This window comes from Pseudomonas hamedanensis (assembly GCF_014268595.2).
GTDB classification, from domain to species: Bacteria; Pseudomonadota; Gammaproteobacteria; order Pseudomonadales; family Pseudomonadaceae; genus Aquipseudomonas; species Aquipseudomonas hamedanensis.
The window spans coordinates 5,564,569-5,589,464 of record NZ_CP077091.1; the positions used below are offsets into that span (position 1 = coordinate 5,564,569).

The 24,896-nt window shown below is 60.6% G+C and carries 27 protein-coding genes and 1 tRNA gene; 20 read left to right on the forward strand and 8 right to left on the reverse strand.

Annotated elements, in window-relative coordinates:
* Positions 1–29: 29 nt before the first annotated feature.
* A complete protein-coding gene (hemH, locus tag HU739_RS24315) occupies positions 30–1,055 on the reverse strand; it encodes a ferrochelatase (RefSeq protein ID WP_186551182.1) in 1,026 nt (341 codons plus the stop codon).
* A 13-nt stretch (positions 1,056–1,068) separates the two neighbouring features.
* Positions 1,069–1,971 (reverse strand): TIGR01777 family oxidoreductase, encoded by a 903-nt coding sequence (locus HU739_RS24320; protein WP_186551181.1) that lies wholly within the window; start codon positions 1,969–1,971, stop codon positions 1,069–1,071.
* Positions 1,972–2,168: 197 nt separating this feature from the next.
* Here HU739_RS24320 and HU739_RS24325 point away from each other — a divergent pair, with 197 nt between their 5' ends.
* The 12 genes from HU739_RS24325 (at position 2,169) to HU739_RS24380 (ending at position 12,275) form a co-directional block, all read left to right on the forward strand.
* Positions 2,169–3,155 (forward strand): NAD(P)/FAD-dependent oxidoreductase, encoded by a 987-nt coding sequence (locus tag HU739_RS24325; RefSeq protein ID WP_186551180.1) that lies wholly within the window; start codon positions 2,169–2,171, stop codon positions 3,153–3,155.
* A complete protein-coding gene (locus tag HU739_RS24330) occupies positions 3,152–3,367 on the forward strand; it encodes a TIGR02450 family Trp-rich protein (protein ID WP_186551179.1) in 216 nt (71 codons plus the stop codon). Before HU739_RS24325 ends, HU739_RS24330 begins: the two co-directional genes overlap by 4 nt.
* A 198-nt stretch (positions 3,368–3,565) precedes the next feature.
* Positions 3,566–4,528, forward strand: a complete 963-nt coding sequence (locus HU739_RS24335) for a YbgA family protein (protein ID WP_186551178.1) — start codon at positions 3,566–3,568, stop codon at positions 4,526–4,528.
* Positions 4,528–5,469: a MerR family transcriptional regulator gene (locus HU739_RS24340; protein WP_186551177.1), complete on the forward strand. Its 942-nt coding sequence runs from the start codon at positions 4,528–4,530 to the stop codon at positions 5,467–5,469. Before HU739_RS24335 ends, HU739_RS24340 begins: the two co-directional genes overlap by 1 nt.
* A gap of 16 nt (positions 5,470–5,485) precedes the next feature.
* A complete protein-coding gene (gene phrB / locus HU739_RS24345; protein ID WP_186551176.1) occupies positions 5,486–6,931 on the forward strand; it encodes a deoxyribodipyrimidine photo-lyase in 1,446 nt (481 codons plus the stop codon).
* Entirely contained in the window at positions 6,924–7,346 is a 423-nt protein-coding gene (locus HU739_RS24350) for a nuclear transport factor 2 family protein (RefSeq protein ID WP_186551175.1), read from the forward strand. The genes phrB and HU739_RS24350 overlap by 8 nt, the downstream gene beginning before the upstream one ends.
* Complete coding sequence (locus tag HU739_RS24355) at positions 7,343–8,125, forward strand: SDR family NAD(P)-dependent oxidoreductase (RefSeq protein ID WP_186551174.1); 783 nt, start codon at positions 7,343–7,345, stop codon at positions 8,123–8,125. The genes HU739_RS24350 and HU739_RS24355 overlap by 4 nt, the downstream gene beginning before the upstream one ends.
* The gene (locus tag HU739_RS24360; RefSeq protein ID WP_186551173.1) at positions 8,122–9,369 is read left to right on the forward strand and encodes an NAD(P)/FAD-dependent oxidoreductase; all 1,248 of its coding nucleotides are present in this window, start codon (positions 8,122–8,124) and stop codon (positions 9,367–9,369) included. Before HU739_RS24355 ends, HU739_RS24360 begins: the two co-directional genes overlap by 4 nt.
* A complete protein-coding gene (locus tag HU739_RS24365; protein ID WP_186551172.1) occupies positions 9,366–10,181 on the forward strand; it encodes a DUF1365 domain-containing protein in 816 nt (271 codons plus the stop codon). The genes HU739_RS24360 and HU739_RS24365 overlap by 4 nt, the downstream gene beginning before the upstream one ends.
* Positions 10,168–11,433: an SAM-dependent methyltransferase gene (locus HU739_RS24370; RefSeq protein WP_186551171.1), complete on the forward strand. Its 1,266-nt coding sequence runs from the start codon at positions 10,168–10,170 to the stop codon at positions 11,431–11,433. The genes HU739_RS24365 and HU739_RS24370 overlap by 14 nt, the downstream gene beginning before the upstream one ends.
* Positions 11,426–11,917 (forward strand): DUF2878 domain-containing protein, encoded by a 492-nt coding sequence (locus tag HU739_RS24375; protein WP_186551170.1) that lies wholly within the window; start codon positions 11,426–11,428, stop codon positions 11,915–11,917. Before HU739_RS24370 ends, HU739_RS24375 begins: the two co-directional genes overlap by 8 nt.
* Before the next feature lie 52 nt (positions 11,918–11,969).
* Positions 11,970–12,275: a YkgJ family cysteine cluster protein gene (locus HU739_RS24380; RefSeq protein ID WP_186551169.1), complete on the forward strand. Its 306-nt coding sequence runs from the start codon at positions 11,970–11,972 to the stop codon at positions 12,273–12,275.
* Positions 12,276–12,410: 135 nt separating this feature from the next.
* Here the strand turns inward: HU739_RS24380 and HU739_RS24385 are convergent, their stop codons facing one another.
* The 6 genes from HU739_RS24385 to hemA all read right to left on the reverse strand — a co-directional run bounded on the left by HU739_RS24385 (position 12,411) and on the right by hemA (position 17,768).
* A complete protein-coding gene (locus HU739_RS24385; RefSeq protein WP_186551168.1) occupies positions 12,411–12,929 on the reverse strand; it encodes an acyloxyacyl hydrolase in 519 nt (172 codons plus the stop codon).
* Between the two features lie 109 nt (positions 12,930–13,038).
* Positions 13,039–13,830, reverse strand: coding sequence for a glutamate racemase (gene murI / locus HU739_RS24390; protein WP_186551167.1), 792 nt, complete (start codon positions 13,828–13,830; stop codon positions 13,039–13,041).
* Positions 13,823–14,578, reverse strand: coding sequence for a molybdopterin-synthase adenylyltransferase MoeB (locus tag HU739_RS24395; RefSeq protein WP_186551166.1), 756 nt, complete (start codon positions 14,576–14,578; stop codon positions 13,823–13,825). The genes murI and HU739_RS24395 overlap by 8 nt, the downstream gene beginning before the upstream one ends.
* Complete coding sequence (gene prmC / locus HU739_RS24400) at positions 14,572–15,402, reverse strand: peptide chain release factor N(5)-glutamine methyltransferase (protein ID WP_186551165.1); 831 nt, start codon at positions 15,400–15,402, stop codon at positions 14,572–14,574. The genes HU739_RS24395 and prmC overlap by 7 nt, the downstream gene beginning before the upstream one ends.
* Complete coding sequence (prfA, locus tag HU739_RS24405; protein ID WP_186551164.1) at positions 15,403–16,485, reverse strand: peptide chain release factor 1; 1,083 nt, start codon at positions 16,483–16,485, stop codon at positions 15,403–15,405.
* Positions 16,482–17,768 (reverse strand): glutamyl-tRNA reductase, encoded by a 1,287-nt coding sequence (hemA, locus tag HU739_RS24410; protein ID WP_186551163.1) that lies wholly within the window; start codon positions 17,766–17,768, stop codon positions 16,482–16,484. Before hemA ends, prfA begins: the two co-directional genes overlap by 4 nt.
* 182 nt (positions 17,769–17,950) lie before the next feature.
* On the opposite strand from hemA, the gene HU739_RS24415 reads away from it, so the two are divergent.
* The 8 genes from HU739_RS24415 (at position 17,951) to ychF (ending at position 24,872) form a co-directional block, all read left to right on the forward strand.
* On the forward strand, positions 17,951–19,675 hold the full coding sequence (locus HU739_RS24415) for a tetratricopeptide repeat protein (protein ID WP_186551162.1): 1,725 nt from the start codon (positions 17,951–17,953) through the stop codon (positions 19,673–19,675).
* Between the two features lie 3 nt (positions 19,676–19,678).
* Complete coding sequence (gene lolB / locus HU739_RS24420) at positions 19,679–20,296, forward strand: lipoprotein insertase outer membrane protein LolB (RefSeq protein ID WP_186551161.1); 618 nt, start codon at positions 19,679–19,681, stop codon at positions 20,294–20,296.
* A gap of 3 nt (positions 20,297–20,299) precedes the next feature.
* Entirely contained in the window at positions 20,300–21,151 is an 852-nt protein-coding gene (gene ispE / locus HU739_RS24425) for a 4-(cytidine 5'-diphospho)-2-C-methyl-D-erythritol kinase (RefSeq protein ID WP_186551160.1), read from the forward strand.
* 36 nt (positions 21,152–21,187) lie between these two features.
* Positions 21,188–21,262: transfer RNA gene (locus HU739_RS24430), tRNA-Gln, on the forward strand.
* Positions 21,263–21,307: 45 nt separating this feature from the next.
* Positions 21,308–22,249, forward strand: a complete 942-nt coding sequence (locus HU739_RS24435; RefSeq protein WP_003171603.1) for a ribose-phosphate pyrophosphokinase — start codon at positions 21,308–21,310, stop codon at positions 22,247–22,249.
* Between the two features lie 141 nt (positions 22,250–22,390).
* On the forward strand, positions 22,391–22,993 hold the full coding sequence (locus tag HU739_RS24440; RefSeq protein ID WP_186551159.1) for a 50S ribosomal protein L25/general stress protein Ctc: 603 nt from the start codon (positions 22,391–22,393) through the stop codon (positions 22,991–22,993).
* A 171-nt stretch (positions 22,994–23,164) separates the two neighbouring features.
* Positions 23,165–23,749, forward strand: coding sequence for an aminoacyl-tRNA hydrolase (pth, locus tag HU739_RS24445; RefSeq protein WP_186530541.1), 585 nt, complete (start codon positions 23,165–23,167; stop codon positions 23,747–23,749).
* A 22-nt stretch (positions 23,750–23,771) separates the two neighbouring features.
* The gene (gene ychF, locus HU739_RS24450) at positions 23,772–24,872 is read left to right on the forward strand and encodes a redox-regulated ATPase YchF (RefSeq protein WP_186551158.1); all 1,101 of its coding nucleotides are present in this window, start codon (positions 23,772–23,774) and stop codon (positions 24,870–24,872) included.
* The last annotated feature ends 24 nt before the right edge of the window (positions 24,873–24,896 follow it).

Sequence of the window (24,896 nt, forward strand, 5' to 3'; positions counted from 1 at the left end):
AGCGAGCCTGCTCGCGAAGCTCTTGGCTTTTAGAGGGACAGCGGCGCTCGTTCGCAGAGAGTCGCCAACGCCCTGGCCCATTGCGGGTCGTCGTTCAGGCAGGGCACCAGCACCAGCTCCTCGCCCCCCGCTTCGCGGAATTGTTCCTTGCCGCGATCACCAATTTCTTCCAGCGTCTCGATGCAGTCAGCGACGAACGCCGGGCACATCACCAGAATCTTTTTCACCCCGCTTTTGGCCAGCTCATCCAGCCGCGCTTCGGTGTAAGGCTCGATCCACTTCGCTCGCCCCAGGCGCGACTGAAACGATACCGACCATTTGCCGTCCGCCAGGCCCATGGTTTTGGCGAAGGCGGCGGCGGTGCGGAAACATTGCGCGCGGTAGCAGGTCGCCAATACCGCCGGCGAGGCGGTCTGGCAGCAGTCGGCGCCCTTGAGGCAATGTTTGCCGGTCGGGTCGAGTTTGGTCAGGTGCCGCTCCGGCAAGCCATGAAAGCTCAGCAGCAAATGATCGTAATCCTGCTGCAGATGCGGGCGGGCGCTGGCGGCCAGTGCTTCGATGTATTCCGGCTGATCGTAGAACGGTTGCAGGATCGATAACTTCACGTCGAGCTTGTTCTCGCGCAGCACGCGCCGCGCTTCTTCGATCACGGTGGTCGTGGTGCTGTCGGCGAACTGCGGATACAGCGGCGCCAAGGTGATTTTCCTGTGCCCGGCTTTCACCAGCCGCAACAGACAGGTTTCGATAGACGGCTCGCCGTAACGCATCGCCAGATCCACCGGGCCGTGTTTCCACGTCTCGGTCATTTGCGCTTGCAAGCGGCGGCTGAGCACCACCAGCGGTGAGCCCTCCTCCCACCAGATCGACGCATAGGCATGCGCCGATTGCTCCGGGCGCTTGATCAGGATCAGCGACACCAGCAACCGCCGCAGCGGCCATGGCAGGTCGATCACGTACGGGTCCATCAGAAATTGATTGAGGTAGCTGCGCACATCGGCCACCGAGGTGGAGGCCGGAGAGCCCAGGTTGACCAGAAGCAAAGCGTGATCGGTCATGCAACGTCCTATTTCAGAGGCGGCTGGAGAGATCATCCAGGGCCGCGCGTAAATCCGTAAAGCGGAAGGTAAAGCCCGCTTCGAGCAAACGTGCCGGCGTGGCGCGCTGGCCGCCGAGCAATAACAGTGACAGCTCGCCGAGCATGACCTTCAGCGCCAGGGTCGGCATCGGCATGAACGCCGGGCGGTGCAAGACACTGCCCAGGGTCTTGGCAAATTCGCGGTTGCGCACAGGTTTCGGCGCGCAGGCATTATAAGGACCGCTCGCCTGATGATGGTGCAGAAGAAAATCAATCAGGGCGATTTGATCGTCGATGTGAATCCACGGCATCCACTGCCGACCATTGCCCAAAGGCCCGCCCAGCCCGAGCTTGAACGGCAGCAACAGCCGCGACAAAAAGCCGCCCTCGGCCGACAGCACCAGACCGGTTCGCAGCAGCACTACGCGGATGCCGAGGTTCTCGGCGCGCAGGGCGGTCTCTTCCCAGGCGATACACAGCTGGCTGGCAAAATCGTCGATGCCAGGCGGCGATTCTTCTGTCAGCTCGCGTTCGCCACCGTCGCCGTACCAGCCGATCGCCGAGCCGGATATCAGCAACGCCGGTTTCTGTACGCGAGTTTCCAGCCACGCCAGCAAGGTCTCGGTCAGGGTGATACGGCTGCTCCACAACAACGCCTTGCGTCGATGGGTCCACGGCCGATCGGCAATTGGCGCGCCGGCGAGATTGACGATTGCGTCCAGCGGCTCCTCGCCGAGGTCCTCCAGACGTGCAATTGCGCGAACGTCTGGCCCGCAAATCTGCGCGACCTTGTGCGCGCGTCGACTCCACACGGTCAGGCGATGCCCCTGCTCCAGCCAGTGCCGGCAGAGCTGACGTCCTATCAAACCAGTACCGCCGGTCAGCAATATGTGCATGACATCTTCCTCGCGTGGCGTTTAACCCGGATCACTAGTCTATTTTTATAGGCAGGGATCTTTTCGATCGAGCAGGCTCTATGGTTTAACAATAGGCCAAGCTGTCAGAACGAGAATGCTAGAAGTTATACCAAAAAACATAATTGTACAGGTTTCATCGACGGCGTAGTCTGTACAGAAAGGTAAACGAGGCCCCTATGACTGTACCTATCGCAATCATCGGCACCGGCATCGCCGGACTCTCCGCCGCCCAGGCTCTGACAGAGACCGGGCATACCGTTCAACTGTTCGATAAAAGCCGCGGCAGCGGCGGGCGCATGTCCAGCAAGCGCAGCGACGCGGGTTCGCTGGATCTGGGTGCGCAATATTTCACCGCGCGCGACCGGCGTTTTGTCACGGAAGTGCAACGCTGGCAAAGCAAGGGCTGGGCCGCCGAGTGGGCGCCGCAGCTGTACACCTTTCAGGGCGGGCAATTGAACCTGTCCCCGGACGAGCAGACCCGTTGGGTCGGCACGCCGCGCATGAGCGCCATTACCCGTGGCCTGCTCGACGGTCTGGACGTGCAGTTTGCCTGCCGGATCACCGAGGTTTATCGCGGTGAAGAGCACTGGCACTTGCAAGACGCCGAAGGCTTCACCCACGGGCCGTTCAGCCATGTGGTCATCGCCACGCCAGCACCACAAGCGACAGCGCTGCTGGCGGCCGCACCGAAACTCGCCGGGGCCGCCGCCGGGGTAAAAATGGACCCGACCTGGGCCGTCGCCCTCGCCTTCGAGACACCGCTGGACACACCGATCGAAGGCTGCTTCGTGCAGGACAGCCCCCTCGACTGGCTGGCGCGCAATCGCAGTAAACCCGGACGCGACACCACCCTCGACACCTGGGTGCTGCACGCCACCAGCGCATGGAGCCGACAGCATATCGACTTGCCCAAGGAAGCCGTGATCGAGCAACTGCACGGTGCGTTCGCCGAATTGCTGCACAGCGCCATGCCCGCGCCAACCTTCAGCCTCGCCCATCGCTGGCTCTACGCGCGCCCCGCCACCGGCCATGAATGGACGACGCTGGCCGACGCCGATCTGGGCCTGTACGCCTGCGGCGACTGGTGCCTGTCGGGGCGTGTCGAAGGAGCCTGGCTCAGCGGTCAGGAGGCTGCACGTCGCTTGCATGAACACCTGCAATGAATCGCATCAACCCGCGCAAATTGCTGCTGTCGAAATGGACAGCAGCCCACCCGCAGAATCGCGAGAAACATTTTCTGGTCACCGAACTGATCCGGGATGAAGACGGCACGGTGCTGGAGGTTGAATTGCAGGCGGTGCTGACCCAGCGCAGCGAGCGCCTGGATTGGCGAACGCTCCAGAACAACGAACACTGGCTACTAGGCTGGAAATAAATTCCCCCCTGTAGGAGTGAGCCTGCTCGCGATGGCGGTGTCTCAGTCAAAACAATCCGTCTGACACACCGCCATCGCGAGCAGGCTCACTCCTACAAAAAAACTTATACAAACCATTTGACTTGTACATCCACGGATCTATGCTGAGCAAAATTGTACAGAGACAACCCTCTGTACAGGTATAGATTCGAGGTGCTCATGTCTACTGCTTCCCTGTCCAAGCCGAAGATCGCCATCAGCGCCTGCCTGCTGGGCGAAGAAGTGCGCTTCAACGGTGGGCACAAGGAATCACGGCTGTGCAGCCGAACCCTGGCGGAATACTTCGACTTCGTGCCGCTGTGCCCGGAAGTCGCCATCGGCATGGGCATTCCCCGCGAGCCGATTCGGCTGGTCGGCGACCCGCAACAGCCCGAGGCGGTCGGCACCGTAAATCCGAGCATCAACGTCACCCGGCCACTGGCCGAGTACGGCGAAAAAATGGCCGGTGAGCTGCAAGATCTCTGCGGCTATATCTTCATGCAGCAATCGCCGTCCTGCGGGCTGGAGCGGGTCAAGGTCTATCACGCCAACGGCGCTCCGGTGAATGGTGGCGGCCGTGGTATCTATGCCCAGGCGTTCTGTGCACAGCATCCGGATTTGCCGGTGGAAGAAGCCGGACGCCTCAACGATCCGGTGCTGCGGGAAAACTTCATCACCCGCGTGCTTGCCTACAGCGCCTGGCAGCAAGTGCTCGCCCAGGGCCTGAGCCGCCGCGCCCTCACTGAATTCCACTCGCGCTACAAATACCTGCTGATGGCGCACAACCCGCTGCAATACAAAGCCTTGGGCAAATTGCTCGGCAACATGGCCGACAGCGACCCAGCGGAGCTCGGCCCGCGCTATTTCAGCGAACTGATGGCCGCACTGAAAAAATGCGCGACCCGCGGTACCCATTGCAACGTGCTGCTGCACATCAGCGGATATTTGAAACAATCGCTGAGCGCCGAAGACAAACAGGAAATGCAGCAGGTCATCGGCCAGTACCGTCAGGGCATCGTGCCGCTGGTGGTGCCGTTGACCCTGCTCAAGCATCATTTTCGCCTCCATCCGGATCCCTACATTGCGCAACAGGTGTACCTGCAGCCGCATCCGGAAAACCTCAGTCTGCGAAACGCTATCTAATGAACGAAAAAACCGACAGCAGCGCCCAGGAAGACCTCGGCGCCGACTTCAAGAAAGCCCTCGACGAGGGCTGGCTGCCAATCCGCGAAGTCGCGCGGCAGACCGGGGTCAACGCCATTACCTTGCGTGCGTGGGAACGCCGCTACGGGCTGGTCGTGCCACAGCGCACGCCCAAGGGCCACCGTTTGTATTCAGCCGAACATGTGCAGCGGATTCTGGCCATTCTCACCTGGCTCAACCGTGGCGTTGCCGTCAGCCAGGTCAAGCCTCTGCTCGACACGCCGCAAGCGTTCAGCGAAACCGTGGAAAACGACTGGCAACGCTTGCAGCAGACGCTGCTCGCCGCGGTTACCGCACTCAATGAACGCACGCTGGATGACAGCGTCAACCAAGCCATGGCGCTGTACCCGCCGCGCACGCTGTGCGAACAACTGCTGATGCCGTTGCTGAGCGAACTCGAACAGCGCTGGCAGGGCCAGTTCGGCGCGCAGATGGAGCGGGTGTTTTTCCTGTCCTGGCTGCGCAGTAAATTCGGCGCACGCATCTACCACAACAACCGCCAACTGCATGCCGCACCGCTGCTGCTGATCAATCATTCCGACCTGCCACTGGAACCCCAACTGTGGCTGTGCGCGTGGCTGATCAGCAGCGCTGATTGCCCGGTGCAGGTGTTCGACTGGCCGCTGCCGGCCGGTGAACTTGCGTTGACCGTCGAACAGCTCCAGGCCCGTGGCGTTCTGCTGTATTCCAGCAAAGCCCTGCAACTGGCGCAGTTGCCAAAACTGTTGGCAAACGTCGGTTGCCCGACATTGATCGCCGGACCGGCGGTGCATATCCACCACGCCGAGTTGTCCGCCAGAACTGCCGAATCCGCCGATTTATTCCTGGCTGAAGATCCGCTTGCTGCGCACCAGGCGCTGCTCGAGCGCGGCCTGATTTGATGATGAGTCCAACGACATGCAACTGATCTGGCTGCGCAGCGACTTGCGCCAACACGACAACACTGCCCTGGCGGCCGCCGCAGCGCGCGGCCCGACCGTGGCCGTGTACCTGTTGAGCCCGCAGCAATGGCTGGAACATGACGATGCGCCGTGCAAGGTGGATTTCTGGCTGCGCAACCTGCGCGAGCTGAGCCACAGTCTCGGCGCGCTGAACATCCCGCTGTTGATTCGCAGCGCAGCGCACTGGGACCAGGCGCCGGCAGAACTGCTCAAGCTCTGCCGGCAATTGAAGATCGAAGCGGTTCACGTCAACGAGGAATACGGCGTTCATGAAAGCCGTCGCGATGAAGCCGTGGCCGAAACGTTGCGGGCCGAGGGCATCGAATTCCACAGTTATCTGGATCAGTTGCTGTTCAAACCCGGCACCGTGCTGACCAGAACCGGTACTTACTTTCAGGTCTTCAGCCAGTTCCGCAAAGTCTGCTACGAACGCCTGCACGGTTCGCTGCCGTCACGGCTCAAGGCACCGGGCAAACAGGCTGCGCTGAACATCGCCAGCGATGCGATTCCCGACGAGGTCAAAGGCTTCGCCACGCCGAGCGAATCGCTGCGCGCATTGTGGCCGGCCGGCGAAGAAGAAGCGCGACGCCGTCTCGATACCTTCACCGATGCGCAGATCGACTATTACCAGAGCGAACGCGACTTTCCGGCCAAGCCCGGCACCAGCCAGCTCTCGCCTTATCTGGCCGCCGGGGTGATCTCGCCACGCCAGTGCCTGCACGCCGCGCTGCACAGCAATCAGGGCGAGTTCGAAAGCGGCAAGGTCGGCGCGGTCACCTGGATCAACGAACTGCTGTGGCGCGAGTTCTACAAACACATCCTGGTCGGCTATCCGCGAGTTTCGCGGCACCGCGCCTTCCGCCCGGAAACCGAAGCGCTGGCATGGCGTAACGCGCCGGAGGATTTGAAGGCTTGGCAAGAGGCACGCACCGGCCTGCCGATCATCGACGCAGCGATGCGCCAATTGCTCGAAACCGGCTGGATGCATAACCGCCTGCGCATGGTGGTGGCGATGTTCCTGACCAAAAACCTGCTGATCGACTGGCGCGAAGGCGAACGTTTTTTCATGCGCCACCTGATCGATGGTGATCTGGCGGCGAACAACGGTGGCTGGCAATGGAGCTCGTCGACCGGCACCGACTCAGCGCCGTACTTCCGCATTTTCAACCCGGTCAGCCAGTCGGAAAAGTTCGACGCCGAAGGCGTGTTCATCAAGCACTGGCTGCCGGAACTGGCTGGGCTCAACAAGAAGCAAGTACACAACCCGGCCAGCGCTGGAGGGCTGTTCGGCGTAGCGGATTATCCGGCGCCGATCGTCAACCTCGGCGCTTCACGCGACCGCGCGCTGACGGCGTTCAAGAATCTGCCGTCGCGCCAGTCTGCCGGAGCCGTCAATGAGTGAATTCCTGCGCAGCTTCGCCCGGAAATTTTCCGGGCTGAACAAAGACAACCTGCATCGCCTGGGCGAGCTGTACAGCAGCGACATTCATTTCACCGATCCACTGCATGAAGTGCAGGGTCTGGCGCAACTGCAAGATTACTTCACCGAGTTGTACGCCAACGTCAGCGATCTGCGTTTCGATTTTCACGGTTTCGACCAGATCGGCGAAGGTGAGGGTTACCTGCGCTGGGTCATGAGTTACCGCCACCCGCGTCTGGCCGGCGGCCGCGAGATTCGCGTCAACGGCTGTTCGCACCTGCTCTGGCGGGACAAGGTTTATCGCCACCGGGATTATTTCGATGCCGGGGCGCTGCTGTATGAACACTTGCCAATATTGGGCCGGGTGATTGCCTGGCTGAAAAGGAGAATGGGATGAGTCGTACACCTCCACGGCGTTATTGGCTGACAGGGGCCAGCAGTGGCATCGGCGCTGCATTGTGTGAGTACATCCTCAAAAGCGGCGCGCATCTGGCCGTCAGCTCACGCAACGTTGCGCCACTCAAAGTCCTGTCCCAACGCTATCCGGGACAGGTGCTGGTGGTGCCGGGAGACCTGACCGACAGTCAGACCGTGCGCGAAATCGGTGAGCAGATCACCGAGGCCTGGGGTTCGCTGGACAGCGTGATTCTCAACGCCGGCACCTGTGAATATGTCGATGCCCGCCAGTTCGATGCCTCGATCATCGAACACGTGGTGCGCACCAATCTGCTTGCCAGCAGTTACTGCATCGAAGCCGCCCTGCCCCTGCTGCGCAAAGGCACCGCGCCGCACCTGGTCGGCATGGCCAGCTCGGTGACTTACCTGCCCCTGCCACGGGCTGAAGCCTACGGCGCATCGAAGGCCGGGCTGCGTTATCTGTTCGAATCACTGCGTATCGATCTGGCGGATGAAGGCATTGAAGTCACGGTGATCAGTCCCGGTTTCGTCGAAACGCCGCTGACCGAGAAGAACGATTTCCCGATGCCGCTGAGCTGGCCTGTGGATAAAGCGGCTCGTCACATCTACGCCAAACTCAAGGACCGTCCGCTGGAAATTGCCTTTCCGGCGCTGTTCATGGCGGCGCTGTGGCCGCTGTCGAAACTGCCCGCCCGCGCTCAGCTCGCCATCGGCAAACGCATGGTGCGCAAAAACCCACCGCAGCGAGACCCGATATGAAAATCGCCGTGATTGGCAGCGGTATCGCCGGGCTCACCTGCGCCTACCTGCTCAAGCGCCGTCATGACATTACAGTGTTCGAAGCTGGCGACTGGGTCGGCGGTCATACGCACACCGTGCCGGTCAAGCACCAAGGCCAGGAGTTCGCCGTGGACACCGGGTTCATTGTCTTCAATGACTGGACCTATCCGAACTTCATCCGCTTGCTCAACCAGCTCGGCGTGGCTTTCAAACCGACCGAGATGAGTTTCTCGGTGACCGACCCGGACACCGGTGTGGAATACAACGGCAACAACCTCAACAGCCTGTTCGCCCAGCGCAGCAACCTGTTGTCGCCGGGTTTCTGGGGCATGCTGAAAGACATTCTGCGGTTCAACAAACAAGCCCAGCGTGATCTCGCCGAGTTGCGCATTGGCGCCGATACCACACTCGATGAATACCTGAAGGCTGGCGGTTACGGGGAGCGCTTCGTCCTGCATTACATCGTGCCGATGGGCGCGGCCATCTGGTCGATGCCCATGGCGCAGATGCTTAATTTCCCGCTGCAGTTTTTTCTGCGTTTCTTCAAGAATCACGGGCTGCTGTCCGTCAGCGATCGGCCGCAGTGGCAAGTCATTGTCGGCGGTTCGAGTGCTTACATCGCGCCGCTGACGGCGTCGTTCAAGGGCAATATTCGCCTCAATTGCGCGGTGACTCGCGTCGAACGCAACCAACACGGCGTGGTTATCCACAGCCCGGCCGGCATCGAACATTTCGACAAAGTGGTGTTCGCCTGCCACAGCGACCAGGCCCTGCAACTGCTGGCCATCCCGAGCGATGCCGAACGGGCGATCCTCGGTGCCCTGCCCTATGCCGATAACGAAGTGGTGCTGCACACCGACACCGGCCTGCTGCCGACGCGCAAACGGGCCTGGGCCAGCTGGAACTATCGCCTCGGCGGCGCCGGGCATACCCGCGCGGCCGTCACGTACAACATGAACATCCTGCAGGGCATCGAGAGCGACACGACGTTTTGCGTCAGCCTCAACCAAAGCGCGGGCATCGCCCCCGATAAGGTCCTCGCTCGCTACACCTACGCCCACCCGCAATACAGCCTCGCGGCGACGACCGCGCAAAATCGCTGGGCCGAACTCGATGGTGCGCAACACACGCATTACTGCGGCGCGTACTGGGCCAATGGTTTTCATGAGGATGGTGTGGTCAGCGCCTTGCGCGTGGCGGCCTCGTTCGGTGAGACCTTATGAACAGCGCCCTGTACTCGGGCTGGATCGGCCACCGACGCTTCTCGCCCCGTCGCCACCAATTCCGTTACCGGGTCGGCCTGCTCTATCTCGACCTCAGCGAGCAGGAGGCCGTGTTGGCCTTGTCGCCCCTGGCCGGTCGCAGTCGCTTTGCGCCGTTTTCGTTCCGCGAAAGCGATTATCTAAAAGCATTTACCGCTCACGGCATACGCCTGATCGACGCCGTGCGCCAGCAGGTCGGCGCGGCCATCGGTCATGAGCCGCAAGGCGCGGTGTGCCTGCTGACCCAGCCACGCAGTTGGGGGCTGGCGTTCAATCCGGTGAGTTTCTTTTACTGCCACGAAGCCGACGGGCAACTGGCGGCGATTGTCTGCGAAGTGACCAATACGCCGTGGCGCGAGCGTTATCACTACGTGCTGCCAGCGCGGACGCCGACCAGCCTGGTGGATTTCCATCAGCACTTCGCCGTGGCCAAGGCGTTTCACGTTTCGCCGTTCCTGCCGCGGGATCTGGAGTACCGCATGAGTTTCAGCCCGGCCGCGCAAACCCTCGGCGTGCACATGGCTGACTGGCAGGGCAACGAGAAACTGTTCGACGCCACGCTCAACCTTCGCCGCGAACCGCTCGATCGTCGCAGCCTGCACGGCTATCTGCGGCGCTTCCCGTGGATGACCGCGAAAACCGCCCTGGCGATTTACTGGCAAGCGCTGCGACTGCTGCTCAAGCGCGCGCCGATCTTCGCTCATCAGGCTGCCGACGGCAGCTTTCAAACCGCCTCTGTGCCTCCGAAGGAGCCGCACCATGAAATCCTCTAGCCTGCCGCTCAGTCGCTTGAGCACCAACGGTCTGACCGGCTCGCTGCTGCGCCGTGGCGTGCTGCGCCAGTTGGCGCAGCTCAAACACGGGCAATTGATGGTCGTCGAGGATGGCGAGCAAATGCTCTTCGGCACCCCCGGCAGCGCTCTGCTCGGCGAAGTCCATGTGCTTGATCCGGCGCTGTGGGGCCTGATCGCCAGCAGCGGTTCCATCGGTGCCGGCGAAGCGTTCATCCACGGTTATTGGAGTTCACCGGACCTGACTGCCGTCGTCCGCGTCTTCGTCAGTAATCTCGATGTGCTCGATGCCATGGAAGGGGGGCTGGCGCGCCTTGGTCGGCCATTGGTGCAAGGCTTGCACTGGCTCAACCGCAACACGCGCAAGGGCTCGCAGAAAAACATCGCGGCGCATTACGACCTTGGCAATGAACTGTTTGAACAGTTTCTCGACCCGACCATGATGTATTCCGCCGGGCAATTCCTCACGCCCACCGACACGCTGGAACAGGCGCAGTTGAACAAACTGGAACGGATCTGCCAGAAACTTGCCCTCCAGCCCAGCGACCACCTGCTGGAAATCGGCACGGGCTGGGGCAGCATGGCGCTCTACGCAGCGCAGCATTATGGCTGCCGCGTGACCACTACCACCCTGTCGAAAGAGCAGCACGCGTTCACTGCCAAACGCATCGAACAACTGGGCTTGCAGGATCGCGTCACCCTGCTGCTCAAGGATTACCGCGACCTCAGCGGCGAGTACGACAAACTGGTCTCGATCGAGATGATCGAAGCGGTCGGCCATCGCTTCCTGCCGACCTACTTCAAGCAATGCGCGCGCCTGCTCAAGAGCAACGGCTTGATGCTGTTGCAGGCAATCACCATTCGCGAACAGCGCTATGAGCAGGCCCGACGCAGCGTCGATTTTATCCAGCGCTATATCTTCCCTGGCGGCGCCTTGCCCTCGGTGCAGAAAATGCTCGACGTGGTCAGCCGCGACACCGACATGAACCTGCTGCACATGGAAGATTTCGGCCTGCACTACGCCAGGACCCTGCGCCTGTGGCACGAGAACTTTCGCCTGGCCCATGGCCGTTTGAATGAATTGGGCTACGACGATTATTTCCTGCGGCTGTGGGAGTTTTACCTGTGCTACTGCGAGGGTGGCTTTCTCGAACGCACCATCGGCACCGCGCAACTGTTACTGGCCAAACCGGCGGCGATGCCGACGCCTCTGCTCGGCCGCTTCGATGCTTGAGCGTGCGGCCAATGCCGTGCTGTTTCAGCTCGGCTGGCTGGCCTGCGTGCTGGGCGGCGACAGCTTGTGGCTACTGCTGGCCCTGGCGGTGTTGGTGATCCATCTGCGCTGGATCGGCAGTTGGGCGGCGGAGGGCCGTTTGATTCTTTGCGTGGTCATTGTCGGCACGGCGGTGGATGGGGTTTTGCGTTACCTCGGGGTGTTTCGGTTCGAGGATGCTTCGCCGCTGATTCCGCTCTGGCTGATGCTGCTCTGGGCGCTGCTGGCCACGACTTTGCGTCATTGCCTTGAATGGAGCGCCCGGCCTTGGTGGGCGGCCAGCGGGCTCGGTGCGGTGGGCGGGGCGCTGTCCTACTATGGCGGTGGGCGCTTGGCCGGGGTGCAATTTCCCTACGGCGAAGTCACCACGCTGATCGTCATCGGCCTGCTCTGGGCTCTGCTGTTTCCACTGCTGCACGTAATGGCTCGACGCCTGGCGCCTTGAGCGTCCGTCTGCGCGTTCACACCCACGGCGATCACTGCCTTACACTGGCGCCATGAAAACCATTCCTCATACGCAAATCGCCGAACCGGCGGTCACCTGTTCGACCTGCGCCGCGTGCTGTTGCCAGCTCGAAGTGCTGCTGATCACCGACACTGGCGTGCCGGATCGCTTTATCGATACCGATGAGTGGGGCGGCGAAGTCATGCTGCGCCTGGACGACGGCTGGTGCGCGGCGCTGGACCGCGACAGCATGATGTGCACGATCTACGAGAAACGCCCGCTGATCTGCCGCGAGTTTGAGATGGGCGCAGCGGAGTGCATCGAAGAACGCCGGGGCATATCTACCGCCTACCGCTGATTTTTGAACACCACAGAAACAACTGTGGGAGCGGGCTTGCTCGCGAATGCGGTGGGTCAGCGCCCTATAGGCTGACTGACACACCGCCTTCGCGAGCAAGCCCGCTCCCACAATGGGATTGCGCGTAGCGACTGATTACAGCGGCATCGAGTAATGCAGTGAGTAGCTTTCTACGCCATCGTTGTCGCTGGACAGACCGGCGTTGGAATAGTGCGTGGCACGGATTCCGACTTCGTGGCCGCCATTGAAGCGCAGGCCAAAACCGAGACGGTCTTCGAACTGGAAGGAGCCGCCCAGTTTGTTGTCTTCGTATTCGGTGTTGGAGAACAACGCCACGCCGATACCGGCTTCAACGTAAGGTTTAACCGACTGACCGGCAAACTCGTAAACGAAGACAGGCGAGAACGACAGGCTGTTGTTGCTGGAGGTCTTGTCCCCTTCCCAGTAGGTGTACGCGCCACTCCAGTAACCGGTCAGGCGGCCGACATCGCTCTGCAGCCAGCTCTTGTCCCAATCGAAATTCATGCCCAGACGATAAGTCATGGTCGAATCGCTGGTCCCGCCCACCGCAAACTCTACGTCTGCAGCCTGTGCAGAAAGACTTTGCCCCATCAGTGCGGCCGCAATCGCGGCCAAGCAGAATAGTCGCTTCACTTTGAAACTTCCTTTTCCGGAACGATCGTTTGGTTTTTAGTGCTTCTGTCGCTATAGAAATCTGCGCTTGGTCAGAAGTTCAGCGTTTTTTAGTTATTTCACATTTTTTTTACAAGTCGAAGTTTTGCACATTCGACGCAGTTTGGCCCAGCAACGGTAGGATTTTTCTGAGAGATTGCGGATCAGCGCTGGTCCAGAACTTCACAGGCAGGCTCGGACCGTCCGCGAGCAGATCGCGCTCGGCGAGCAAACGCTGAAGCTGCCGGGCCACGGCGGCTCCGGTGTCGATCAGGCTTATATCGTCGCCGATCATCGACCTGAGCAGCGGCCTGAGGAACGGATAGTGCGTGCAGCCAAGAATGATCGTGTCGCAGCCTTGAGCCAATAATGGCGTGACATAACCTTGCAACAACGTGCGCAGGTCGGCGCTGTGCAGATCGCCGTTTTCAATCCGCTCGACCAGCCCCGGACACGGCTGGGTGATGACTCTGACATCAGCCGCAAAGCGATCAAGCAACGCGGCAAACTTGGCGCTTTGCAAGGTACCCGTCGTCGCCAGCACGCCGACTACGCCACTGCGCGTGGCCGCTGCGGCGGGTTTGACCGCCGGTTCCATGCCGACAATCGGCCAGTCGGGATAGTCGCGACGAAGATCGGCGACGCCGGCCACTGTCGCGGTGTTACACGCCAGCACCAGCGCCTTGGCGCCCTGCTCGCGGAAAAAAGCAGCCATCACGCTGCAACGCTGACGGATGAATTCCGGGGTTTTCTCACCGTAAGGAATGTGCCCGCAATCGCCGAGATAGAGCAGCGATTCATTGGGCAGCAAACGCTGGATTTCTGCCAATACCGACAAGCCGCCGACGCCGGAATCGAACACGCCGATCGGCGCTTCACGCATGGCGCGAACCACAGACGTCGCATCCTGGATCACGCTTGACCCGCAACTCGCGAAAGCGCGAACCCAGCGCATCGATCAGCAGCAAGCGGCCAACCAGCGGTTCGCCGAAGCCGACCAGCATTTTCAAGGCTTCCAGCGCCTGGAGGCTGCCGACCAGACCGACCAGCGGCCCGACCACGCCGGCCTCGCTGCAGGTCAGTTCGGCCTCGCTGCCGTGACCATACAGGCAGTGGTAACAAGGGCTTTCGGCACGCCGTGGGTCGAACACCGACAACTGCCCTTCCAGACGAATCGCCGCGCCGCTGACCAACGGTTTGCACGCCGCCACACACGCGGCGTTGACCGCTTCGCGGGTGGCAAAATTATCCGAACAGTCGAGCACCAGATTCACCGCCGCTACGGCAGCGGCCAGTGAGTCCTCGTCCAGCGCCTGACGATGGGCGATCAGTTGAATCTCGGGATTGATCGCGCCCAGGCGTTTGAGCGCCGAGTCGACTTTGCTCAGACCGACGCTGTCGGTGTCATGAATAATCTGGCGCTGCAGGTTGGTCAGGTCGACCGTATCGAAATCCGCCAGATGCAACTCGCCCACGCCCGCCGCCGCCAGATACAGGGCCACCGGCGCGCCAAGTCCGCCGAGGCCGACAATCAACACCCGACTGGCCTTGAGCTTCAACTGGCCGTCAATGTCGATGTGTTGCAGCAGAATCTGCCGGCTGTAGCGCAGCAACTCCTGATCATTCAGCACGGCAGACGCCCCAGACTGATGCGTTGATGGCCGCCCAGATCGGTACGGCTGTGGACCTCTTCAAAGCCACGGCTCAGCAACAGATCCCGCACAGCCTGGGCCTGATCATAGCCGTGCTCGAGCATCAGCCAGCCGCCGGCGTGCAGATGATCCGGAGCCTGGGCGACGATCAGGCGCAAATCGTCGAGGCCGTCCTCCCCGGCGATCAGCGCGCTGGCCGGTTCGAAACGCACGTCACCTTCGATCAGATGCGGATCGGCGGCGGCGATGTAGGGCGGGTTGCTGATGATCAAGCCAAAGCGTTGGCCTTCAAGTGCACTGAACCAATGGCTGCTGAGCACCGTGACGTTATCCAATTGCAGGCGCTGGCGATTGCGTTCGGCCAAGGCCACGGCTTCGAGCACACGATCCACGGCGGTGACTTTCCACGCCGGACGCTCACTGGCCAGGGCCAAAGCGATCGCGCCGCTGCCGGTGCCGAGGTCGAGCACCGTTGCCGGGGTCGCTGGCAACAGTTCCAGCGCCGCCTCCACCAGCAACTCGGTGTCCGGGCGTGGAATCAGCGTATGCGGCGCGACTTCCAGGTCGAGTTTCCAGAAGCCTTGCTGGCCGAGGATATACGCCACCGGCTCACCACTGCGGCGCCGTTGCAGGTATTCGGCAAAGGTCAGCGCCGCGTCGCTCGGCACAATGCGCTCGGGCCAGGTGTGCAGAAAACTGCGCGACTTGCCCAAAGCGGCGGCAAGGAGCAGTTCAGCGTCCAGGCGCGCAGTGGGCGAGTCCGGCAGCTCGGCGGCGCGCAACAGGCTGGCAATGATGGTCATTTATTCACCTATCGCGGCGAGTTGGTCAGCCTGGTATTCGGCCAGCAACGGCTCGATTACGGCCTCCACGCCGCCGGCGAGAATTTCATCAAGCGAATACAGCGTCAGGTTGACCCGATGGTCGGTGACCCGGCCCTGAGCGAAGTTGTAGGTGCGAATCCGCTCGGAGCGATCGCCGGAGCCGACCAGCAACTTGCGCTCGCTGGCGATGGCGTTGGCCGCCGCAGCAGTCTGCTGATCGTTGAGCTTGGCCGACAGCCACGCCATCGCCCGGGCACGGTTCTTGTGCTGGGAACGTTCTTCCTGGCACTCGACGACGGTGCCGGTCGGGATGTGGGTGATGCGGATCGCCGAATCGGTCGTGTTGACGTGCTGACCACCGGCCCCGGAGGAGCGGAAAGTGTCGACGCGCAAATCCGCCGGGTTGATCTCGATGGCTTCCCGTTCGTCCGGCTCGGGCAACACCGCCACGGTGCAGGCCGAGGTGTGGATACGGCCCTGGGATTCGGTGGCGGGTACACGCTGTACGCGGTGCGCGCCGGACTCGAATTTGAGCTTGCCGTAAACGTTATCGCCTTCAATGCGGGCGATGACTTCTTTATAGCCACCGTGCTCGCCTTCGTTTTCCGAGAGGATCTCCACCCGCCAGCCTCGGCGCTCGGCGTAGCGTGAGTACATGCGGAACAGGTCCCCGGAAAAGATCGCCGCCTCGTCGCCACCGGTGCCGGCGCGGATCTCGAGAAACACGTTGCGGCCGTCGTTGGGATCCTTGGGCAGCAGCATGCGTTGCAGATCAGACTCCAGCGTGACCAGCAACTCCTTGGCTTCGCGGACTTCTTCCACAGCCATTTCACGCATGTCGGGGTCGTTGTCCTTGAGCAGCGCCTGCGCGCCTTCAAGATCGCTTTGTACGCCGAGCAGCTTTTTATAGCCGGCCACTACAGGCTCCAGTTCGGCATACTCCTTGGAATACGCGCGGAATTTGGCCTGATCGGAAATGACTTCGGCGTCGCCGAGCAGCGCGGTCAGTTCCTCGAAACGGTCCTGGAGAATGTCCAGCTTGTTGAGCAGTGACGCTTTCATTGCGGTTTTTTATCCGAAAAACTATCCGGTGAGCCCTCAAGGGCAAAGAGTTCCTGGGCCATGGCCAGCGCATCGAGGCGGCCTTCGGCAGACAGCTTTTTCAGTTGCACGCTGGGCGCATGCAAGAGTTTGTTGGTCAGGCCACGGGCCAATTGGCCCAGCACGTCTTCGGCGTTGCCGCCGTTGGCCAGCAGGCGCAGGGCCTTCTGCAATTCTTCGTCGCGCAGCCGTTCGCTCTGTTGACGATAGGCCTTGAGCACGTCAACCGCCGCCAGCTCGCGCAGGCGCACCATGAAATCGTCGGCGCCGACCGAGACCATCTCCTCCGCCGCCTGGGCTGCGCCCTGACGACTCTTGAGGTTTTCGGCGACCACTTCGTGCAGATCGTCGACGCTGTAGAGGTAAACGTCGTCGAGTTCGCCGACTTCCGGCTCGATGTCCCGGGGCACGGCAATGTCGACCATGAAGATCGGCTTGTGCTTGCGCAGCTTCAACGCGCTTTCCACCGCGCCTTTGCCGAGAATCGGCAACTGACTGGCGGTCGAACTGATGACGATGTCGCTGCGCACCAGTTCCGCGGGGATGTCCGACAGCAGCACCGCGTGGGCACCAAACTGTTCGGCCAACTGACTGGCGCGCTCCAGCGTACGGTTGGCGACGACGATGCGCTTGACCCCCAGTTCATGCAAATGGCGGGCGACCAGCGTAATGGTCTCGCCAGCGCCGATCAGCAGCGCCTGGCTGCGCTGCAAGTCGCTGAAAATCTGTTTCGCCAGGCTGACCGCGGCGAACGCCACGGAGACCGGGTTTTCGCCGATGGCCGTGTCGGTGCGCACCTGCTTGGCCGCATTGAACGTCGCCTGAAACAGCCGTCCCAGCAGCGGGCCGATGGTGCCAGCCTCGCGGGCCACGGCGTAGGCCGACTTCATCTGGCCGAGAATCTGCGGTTCGCCCAACACCAGCGAGTCGAGTCCTGCGGCAACGCGCATCATGTGACGAACGGCCGCATCGTCTTCATGCACGTAAGCACTGGCCCGCAGCTCATCGAGGCTCAAATGGTGATAATCGGCCAACCAGCGCAGCACGGTATCGGCCGACAGCTGATCCTGTTCTATATAAAGCTCACTGCGATTGCAGGTGGAGAGGATCGCAGCTTCGCGGCTGTCGGTCAGTCGGCAGAGCTGTTGCAGGGCCTCCACCAGTTGCTCAGGCGTAAAGGCCACGCGCTCGCGCACGTCTACTGATGCAGTCTTGTGGTTGATACCGAGTGCAAGGAAGGCCATTCAAGGTCGCTGATGGTGACGTGAAGCCGGCAATTGTCCTACTTCGAAAGATTCAGAACAACTACCGCTGACTATTGTCCCAATCGTCAGCCTCTATAATGGCCACAATTGAGTCTCGGTTATGTTTGGCCGAAGGCTTGTGTCATGATGATCCGACCGCAGGTTAGTCGTCCTCTTCCTATATGAATAGATCTTCCGCGTTGCTCCTCGCTTTTGTCTTCCTCAGCGGCTGCCAGGCCTTGGCCCCCGTTGCGCCGGACGGTACTCCGCCGACCGAAGACACCACGCCCGCGCCTGAAAAACCCAAGGTCTACAGCTCGTTCAGCGAGGAAACCGTGTTCAGCCTGCTGAGCGCCGAGCTCGCCGGTCAGCGCAATCGTTTCGACATTGCCCTGGACAACTACGTGACCCAGGCCATCAACACGCAGGACCCGGGTGTTTCCGAGCGCGCCTTTCGCATCGCCGAATACCTGGGCGCCGATCAGCCGGCTCTCGACACCGCTCTGATCTGGGCGAAAAACGCTCCGGACGACCTCGAAGCGCAACGCGCCGCCGCCGTGCAACTGGCCCGCGCCGGGCGTTACGACGACTCCATGGTTTACATGGAAAAAGTCCTGCAGGGCAAGGGCGACACCCATTTCGATTTCCTCGCGCTGTCGGCTGCCGACACCGATCAGGAAACCCGCAACGGCCTGATGAAAAGCTTCGACCGTTTGCTGCAACGGCACCCGAACAACAATCAACTGATTTTTGGCAAGGCTTTGCTCTTGCAGCAGGACGGCGACAATCAAGGCGCCCTGACGCTGCTCGAAGACAACCCGCCGGAAGACGGCGAAGTTGCCCCGATTTTGCTGCGCGCGCGTCTGCTGCAAGTGTTGAACCGTGGCGACGAAGCGCTGCCGCTGTTGCAGAAAAGCATCAAAAAATACCCGGACGACAAGCGCCTGCGCCTGACCTATGCGCGCATGCTGGTCGAGCAGGATCGGATGGATGACGCCAAGACCGAGTTCTCCAGCCTGGTTCAGCAGTACCCGGAAGACGACGAATTGCGCTATTCCCTCGCGCTGGTGTGCCTGGAAGCCAAGGCCTGGGAAGAAGCCAAAGGCTATCTGGAAGACCTGATCGCGCGCGAAAGCCATGTCGATTCGGCGCACCTGAACCTGGGGCGCATTGCCGAAGAGCGTAACGACCCGCAAGGCGCGCTGATCGAATACGCGCAGGTCGGTCCGGGCAACGACTATCTTCCAGCGCAACTGCGTCAGGCCGATATCCTGATGAACAACGGCAAGACCGCTGAAGCACAAAGCAAACTGGCCGCCGAACGTGACGAGCAGCCTGATTATGCGATCCAGCTGTACCTGATCGAGGCGGAAACCCTGTCGGCCAACAAGCAAGAAGCCAAAGCCTGGCAAGTCTTGCAGCAGGCCCTGCAGAAATACCCGGACGATCTCAATCTGCTGTACACCCGGGCGATGCTCGCAGAAAAACGCAATGACTTGGCGCAGATGGAAAAAGACCTGCGCCTGATCATCAAGCGCGACCCGGACAACGCCATGGCGCTCAACGCGCTGGGCTACACCCTGTCCGACCGCACCACCCGCTACGCTGAAGCCAAGACGCTGATCGAGCAGGCCCACCAGATCAACCCGGAAGACCCGGCCGTACTCGACAGCCTCGGCTGGGTGAATTACCGCTTGGGCAATCTGGACGACGCGGAAAAATATCTGCGCCAGGCGCTCGAGCGTTTTCCTGATCACGAAGTGGCCGCGCATCTGGGCGAAGTGTTGTGGGCCAAGGGCAATCAACGCGAAGCCAGACAAGTGTGGGGCAAGTTCCTCAAGGATCAGCCCGACAGCACCATCCTGCGCAGCACCATCAAGCGCCTGACCGGATCCGAGACTCTTTAACTCATGTTTTTGCGCCACGTTATTGTTTTCAGCTTTATCGCCCTGCTCGCCGGTTGCGCGGGTTTCGGCGCCCGTGAATCGGTCGAGGGCCACGGCAGCCCGGCCCAGTGGGCGGCGAACAAACAACAACTGACCGGCCTCGATGGCTGGCAGATCGACGGCAAGATCGGCATCCGCGCGCCAAAGGACTCCGGCAGCGGCACGCTGTTCTGGCTGCAACGCCAGGATTACTACGACATTCGTTTGTCCGGCCCACTGGGTCGCGGCGCAGCACGCCTGACCGGGCGTCCGGGCAAGGTATCGCTGGAAGTCGCCAACCAGGGCCGCTACGAATCGCAGTCCCCGGAAGCCCTGCTGGAGGAGCAACTGGGCTGGAAACTGCCAGTGTCGAATCTGGCCTGGTGGGTCCGTGGCCTGCCAGCGCCGGAAAGCAAAAGTCGCCTGAATCTGGACGCCGACAGCCGCCTGGCCAGCCTCGAACAGGATGGCTGGAAAGTCGAGTACACCGCCTACACCCAGCAGAACGGCTACTGGCTACCCGAGCGTATAAAGCTGCACGGCACTGATCTCGACGTCACGCTCGTGATCAAGACCTGGCAACCGCGCAAGCTGGGGCAATAACCCATGGCCGCTGCACGACTGACCCTGCCTTCGCCGGCCAAACTCAATTTGATGCTGCACATTCTGGGTCGCCGCGAAGACGGTTATCACGAGTTGCAGACGCTGTTTCAGTTCCTCGATTACGGCGATGACATCACCTTTGCCGTGCGCGATGACGGGGTGATCCGACTGCACACCGAATTCGCCGGCGTGCCCCACGACAGCAACCTGATCGTGCGCGCAGCGAAAATGTTGCAGCAACAGTCCGGCTGCGCGCTGGGCATCGATATCTGGATCGACAAAGTGCTGCCCATGGGCGGCGGCATCGGCGGCGGCAGTTCAAACGCGGCCACGACCTTGCTCGGCCTCAACCATCTCTGGCAACTGGGTTGGGATGAAGATCGCCTGGCCGCTCTGGGCTTGTCACTGGGCGCTGACGTACCGGTTTTCGTCCGTGGCCACGCGGCGTTTGCCGAGGGCGTGGGCGAGAAACTGACCCCGGTCGATCCCGAAGAACCGTGGTATCTGGTGCTCGTGCCGCAAGTCTCTGTAAGTACGGCAGAAATTTTTTCCGATCCTTTGTTGACACGTAACACGCCGCCCATTAAAGTGCGCCCCGTTCCCGAGGGAAACAGTCGAAATGACTGCTTGCCGGTGGTTGCAAGGCGTTATCCAGAAGTACGTAACGCATTGGATTTGTTAGGTAAATTTACCGAAGCAAAGCTCACCGGAACTGGAAGTTGTGTGTTTGGGGGCTTCCCAAGCAAAGCTGAAGCTGATAAAGTCTCGGCCCTTCTGACAGAGACCCTTTCAGGATTTGTAGCAAAAGGAAGCAACGTTTCGATGTTGCATCGCAAGCTGCAAAGTCTGCTCTAAAGGAATCAAGTGCCAGGCACTTGAAGCAACAGATACAGGGGCGTCGCCAAGCGGTAAGGCAGCAGGTTTTGATCCTGCCATGCGTTGGTTCGAATCCAGCCGCCCCTGCCATTTTCTCTACTCATCCAGGTTACCCTCAGCCTCTAGGTACTGCGCGTGTCCAAGATGATGGTCTTTACGGGGAACGCTAACCCCGATCTGGCTCGGCGTGTTGTACGTCAGCTGCATATCCCTCTCGGTGACATCTCTGTCGGCAAGTTTTCCGACGGCGAAATTACAGCCGAGATCAATGAAAACGTTCGCGGTAAAGACGTTTTCATTATTCAGCCGACCTGCGCTCCGACAAACGATAACCTGATGGAACTGGTAGTGATGGCTGACGCCTTCCGCCGCTCCTCGGCTACTCGTATCACTGCTGTTATTCCTTATTTTGGTTATGCCCGTCAGGATCGCCGTCCGCGTTCCGCACGTGTGGCCATCAGCGCGAAAGTCGTCGCTGACATGCTTACCGTAGTCGGCATCGACCGTGTTCTCACGGTTGATCTGCATGCTGACCAGATTCAGGGCTTCTTCGATATTCCGGTAGATAACATCTACGGCTCCCCGGTTCTGGTGGATGACATTGAAGATCAGCGCTTCGAAAACCTGATGATCGTATCCCCGGACATTGGTGGCGTCGTGCGTGCACGTGCCGTAGCCAAGTCGCTGGGCGTGGATCTCGGGATCATCGACAAACGCCGTGAGAAAGCCAATCACTCTGAAGTGATGCATATCATCGGTGATGTCGAAGGGCGTACCTGTATTCTCGTCGATGACATGGTCGATACCGCCGGCACTCTGTGCCACGCGGCCAAGGCCCTGAAAGAGCATGGCGCAGCCAAGGTCTTTGCCTACTGCACACACCCTGTGCTGTCGGGCCGGGCCATCGAGAATATCGAAAATTCCGTGCTGGACGAGCTGGTGGTCACTAACACCATCCCGCTGTCCGCAGCAGCACAAGCCTGTGCACGTATCCGTCAACTGGATATCGCACCGGTTGTTGCCGAAGCGGTTCGCCGCATCAGCAATGAAGAATCGATCAGCGCGATGTTCCGTTAAGGGCCCTGCCCTTCACGAAATGTCTCGTTGACGAAAAGCGCCCCGCCCCGGCATACCTGTCGGGGCGGGGCTTTTTTGCCCATACCGTGTTCGGCGCTGGTCGCAAACGCCACTCGGTCATGGCTATTTTGGAGATACACAATGAACGATTTTACTCTGAATGCTGAAGTGCGTTCCGACCTGGGGAAAGGTGCGAGCCGCCGCCTGCGTCGTCTCGCAAGCCTGGTTCCAGCTGTAGTTTACGGTGGCGAGAAAGCCCCTGAATCCATCAGCATGCTGGCCAAAGAAGTTGCCAAACTGCTCGAAAACGAAGCGGCTTACAGCCACATCATCGAGCTGAACGTTGGTGGCACCAAGCAAAACGTCATCATCAAGGCACTGCAGCGTCACCCGTCCAAGGGCCACGTGCTGCACGCTGACTTCGTACGCGTTGTTGCCGGCCAGAAACTGACCGCCATCGTTCCTGTGCACTTCATCAACGAAGCTGCTCCAGTGAAGAAAGGCGGCGAGATTTCGCACGTTATCGCTGAAATCGAAGTGTCCTGCCTGCCGAAAGATCTGCCTGAATTCATCGAAGTCGACCTGGCTGACGCTGAAATCGGCTCGATCATTCACCTGTCGGACCTCAAAGCTCCTAAAGGCGTTGAGTTCGTTGCTCTGGCACACGGCGATGACAAGGCTGTTGCCAACGTCCACGCTCCACGTGTTGCTCCAGAAGCTACTGAAGAAGGCGCAGCAGAGTAATTCACTCTGTATAGCCTGAGTGAGCAAGTAACATCGCGGACTGGAACGTAGCGAGAAAGCGGGCGAGAACGCGAAGTTTACATCCATGGTAAATGAGCATTTTTCGTCCACTTTCGCCGCTTTCCCTGATCGCGGCGATGTTATCCACCACTCCAAGGAAGGGCCCCTATCGTGACTGCCATCAAACTGATCGTTGGCCTGGGTAATCCAGGCGCTGAATACGAACAGACCCGGCATAACGCAGGGGCCCTTTTTGTTGAGCGCATCGCCCACGCACAGAATGTGAATCTGGTGGCCGATCGCAAATATTTCGGCCTGACCGGGCGCTATTCGCATCAGGGTCAGGATGTTCGTCTGCTGATTCCCACCACCTACATGAACCGCAGCGGCCAGGCCGTGGCGGCACTCGCCGGTTTCTTCCGCATCCAGCCTGAAGAAATCCTCGTGGCGCACGACGAACTCGATCTGCCTCCGGGCGTTGCCAAGCTCAAGCAGGGCGGCGGCCATGGCGGTCACAACGGGTTGCGCGACATCATTGCGCAACTGGGCAATCAGAACACGTTCTACCGCCTGCGGCTTGGCATTGGCCACCCGGGCGTTGCCAGTATGGTTTCAAATTTCGTCCTGGGTCGTGCGCCACGCGCCGAACAGGAAAAACTCGATGCCAGCATCGATTTTGCCCTCGGCGTGCTGCCGGATATCCTCGCCGGTGAATGGAACCGCGCGATGAAAAACCTGCACAGCCAGAAGGCCTGACTCTACTCCGAGGGGAAACACCATGGGATTCAATTGCGGCATCGTCGGCCTGCCTAACGTCGGCAAGTCCACCCTGTTCAACGCCCTGACCAAGTCCGGTATCGCGGCCGAGAACTTCCCCTTCTGCACCATCGAGCCGAACAGCGGCATCGTGCCGATGCCGGATCCGCGTCTGGAAGCACTGGCGGCCATCGTCAATCCGAAGCGCATCCTGCCGACCACCATGGAATTCGTCGACATCGCAGGCCTCGTCGCTGGCGCCTCGAAAGGCGAAGGCCTGGGCAACAAGTTCCTCGCCAACATCCGCGAAACCGATGCCATCGCTCACGTCGTGCGCTGCTTCGAAGACGACAACGTGATCCACGTCTCCAACAGCGTCGACCCGAAACGCGACATTGAAATCATCGATCTGGAACTGATTTTCGCCGACCTCGACAGCTGCGAAAAACAACTGCAGAAAGTCGCGCGCAACGCCAAGGGCGGTGACAAGGATGCAGTGGTTCAGAAAGCGCTGCTGGAGCAACTGATCGCGCATTTCACCGAAGCCAAGCCGGCACGCAGCCTGATGAAGAACATGAGCGCGGATGAGAAAGCCGTGATCAAGGGCTTCCACCTGCTGACCACCAAACCGGTCATGTACATCGCCAACGTCGCTGAAGACGGTTTCGAGAACAACCCGCACCTGGACGTGGTTCGTGCCATCGCCGAAGAAGAAGGCGCCATGGTCGTTCCGGTCTGCAACAAGATCGAAGCGGAAATCGCCGAGCTCGATGACGGCGAAGAAAAAGACATGTTCCTCGAGGCCCTGGGCCTGGAAGAGCCTGGCCTGAATCGTGTGATCCGCGCCGGCTACGAAATGCTGCACCTGCAGACCTACTTCACCGCCGGTGTCGAAGAAGTCCGCGCCTGGACCGTCAAAGTCGGTGCCACCGCGCCACAAGCCGCTGGCGTGATCCACACCGACTTCGAAAAAGGCTTTATCCGCGCTGAAGTCATCGCCTACAACGACTTCATCCAGTACAAAGGCGAAGCCGGTGCGAAAGAGGCCGGCAAATGGCGCCTGGAAGGCAAGGATTACATCGTCAAGGACGGCGACGTGATGCACTTCCGCTTTAACGTCTAAGCGACAGCCGCCCAAGAAAAAGCC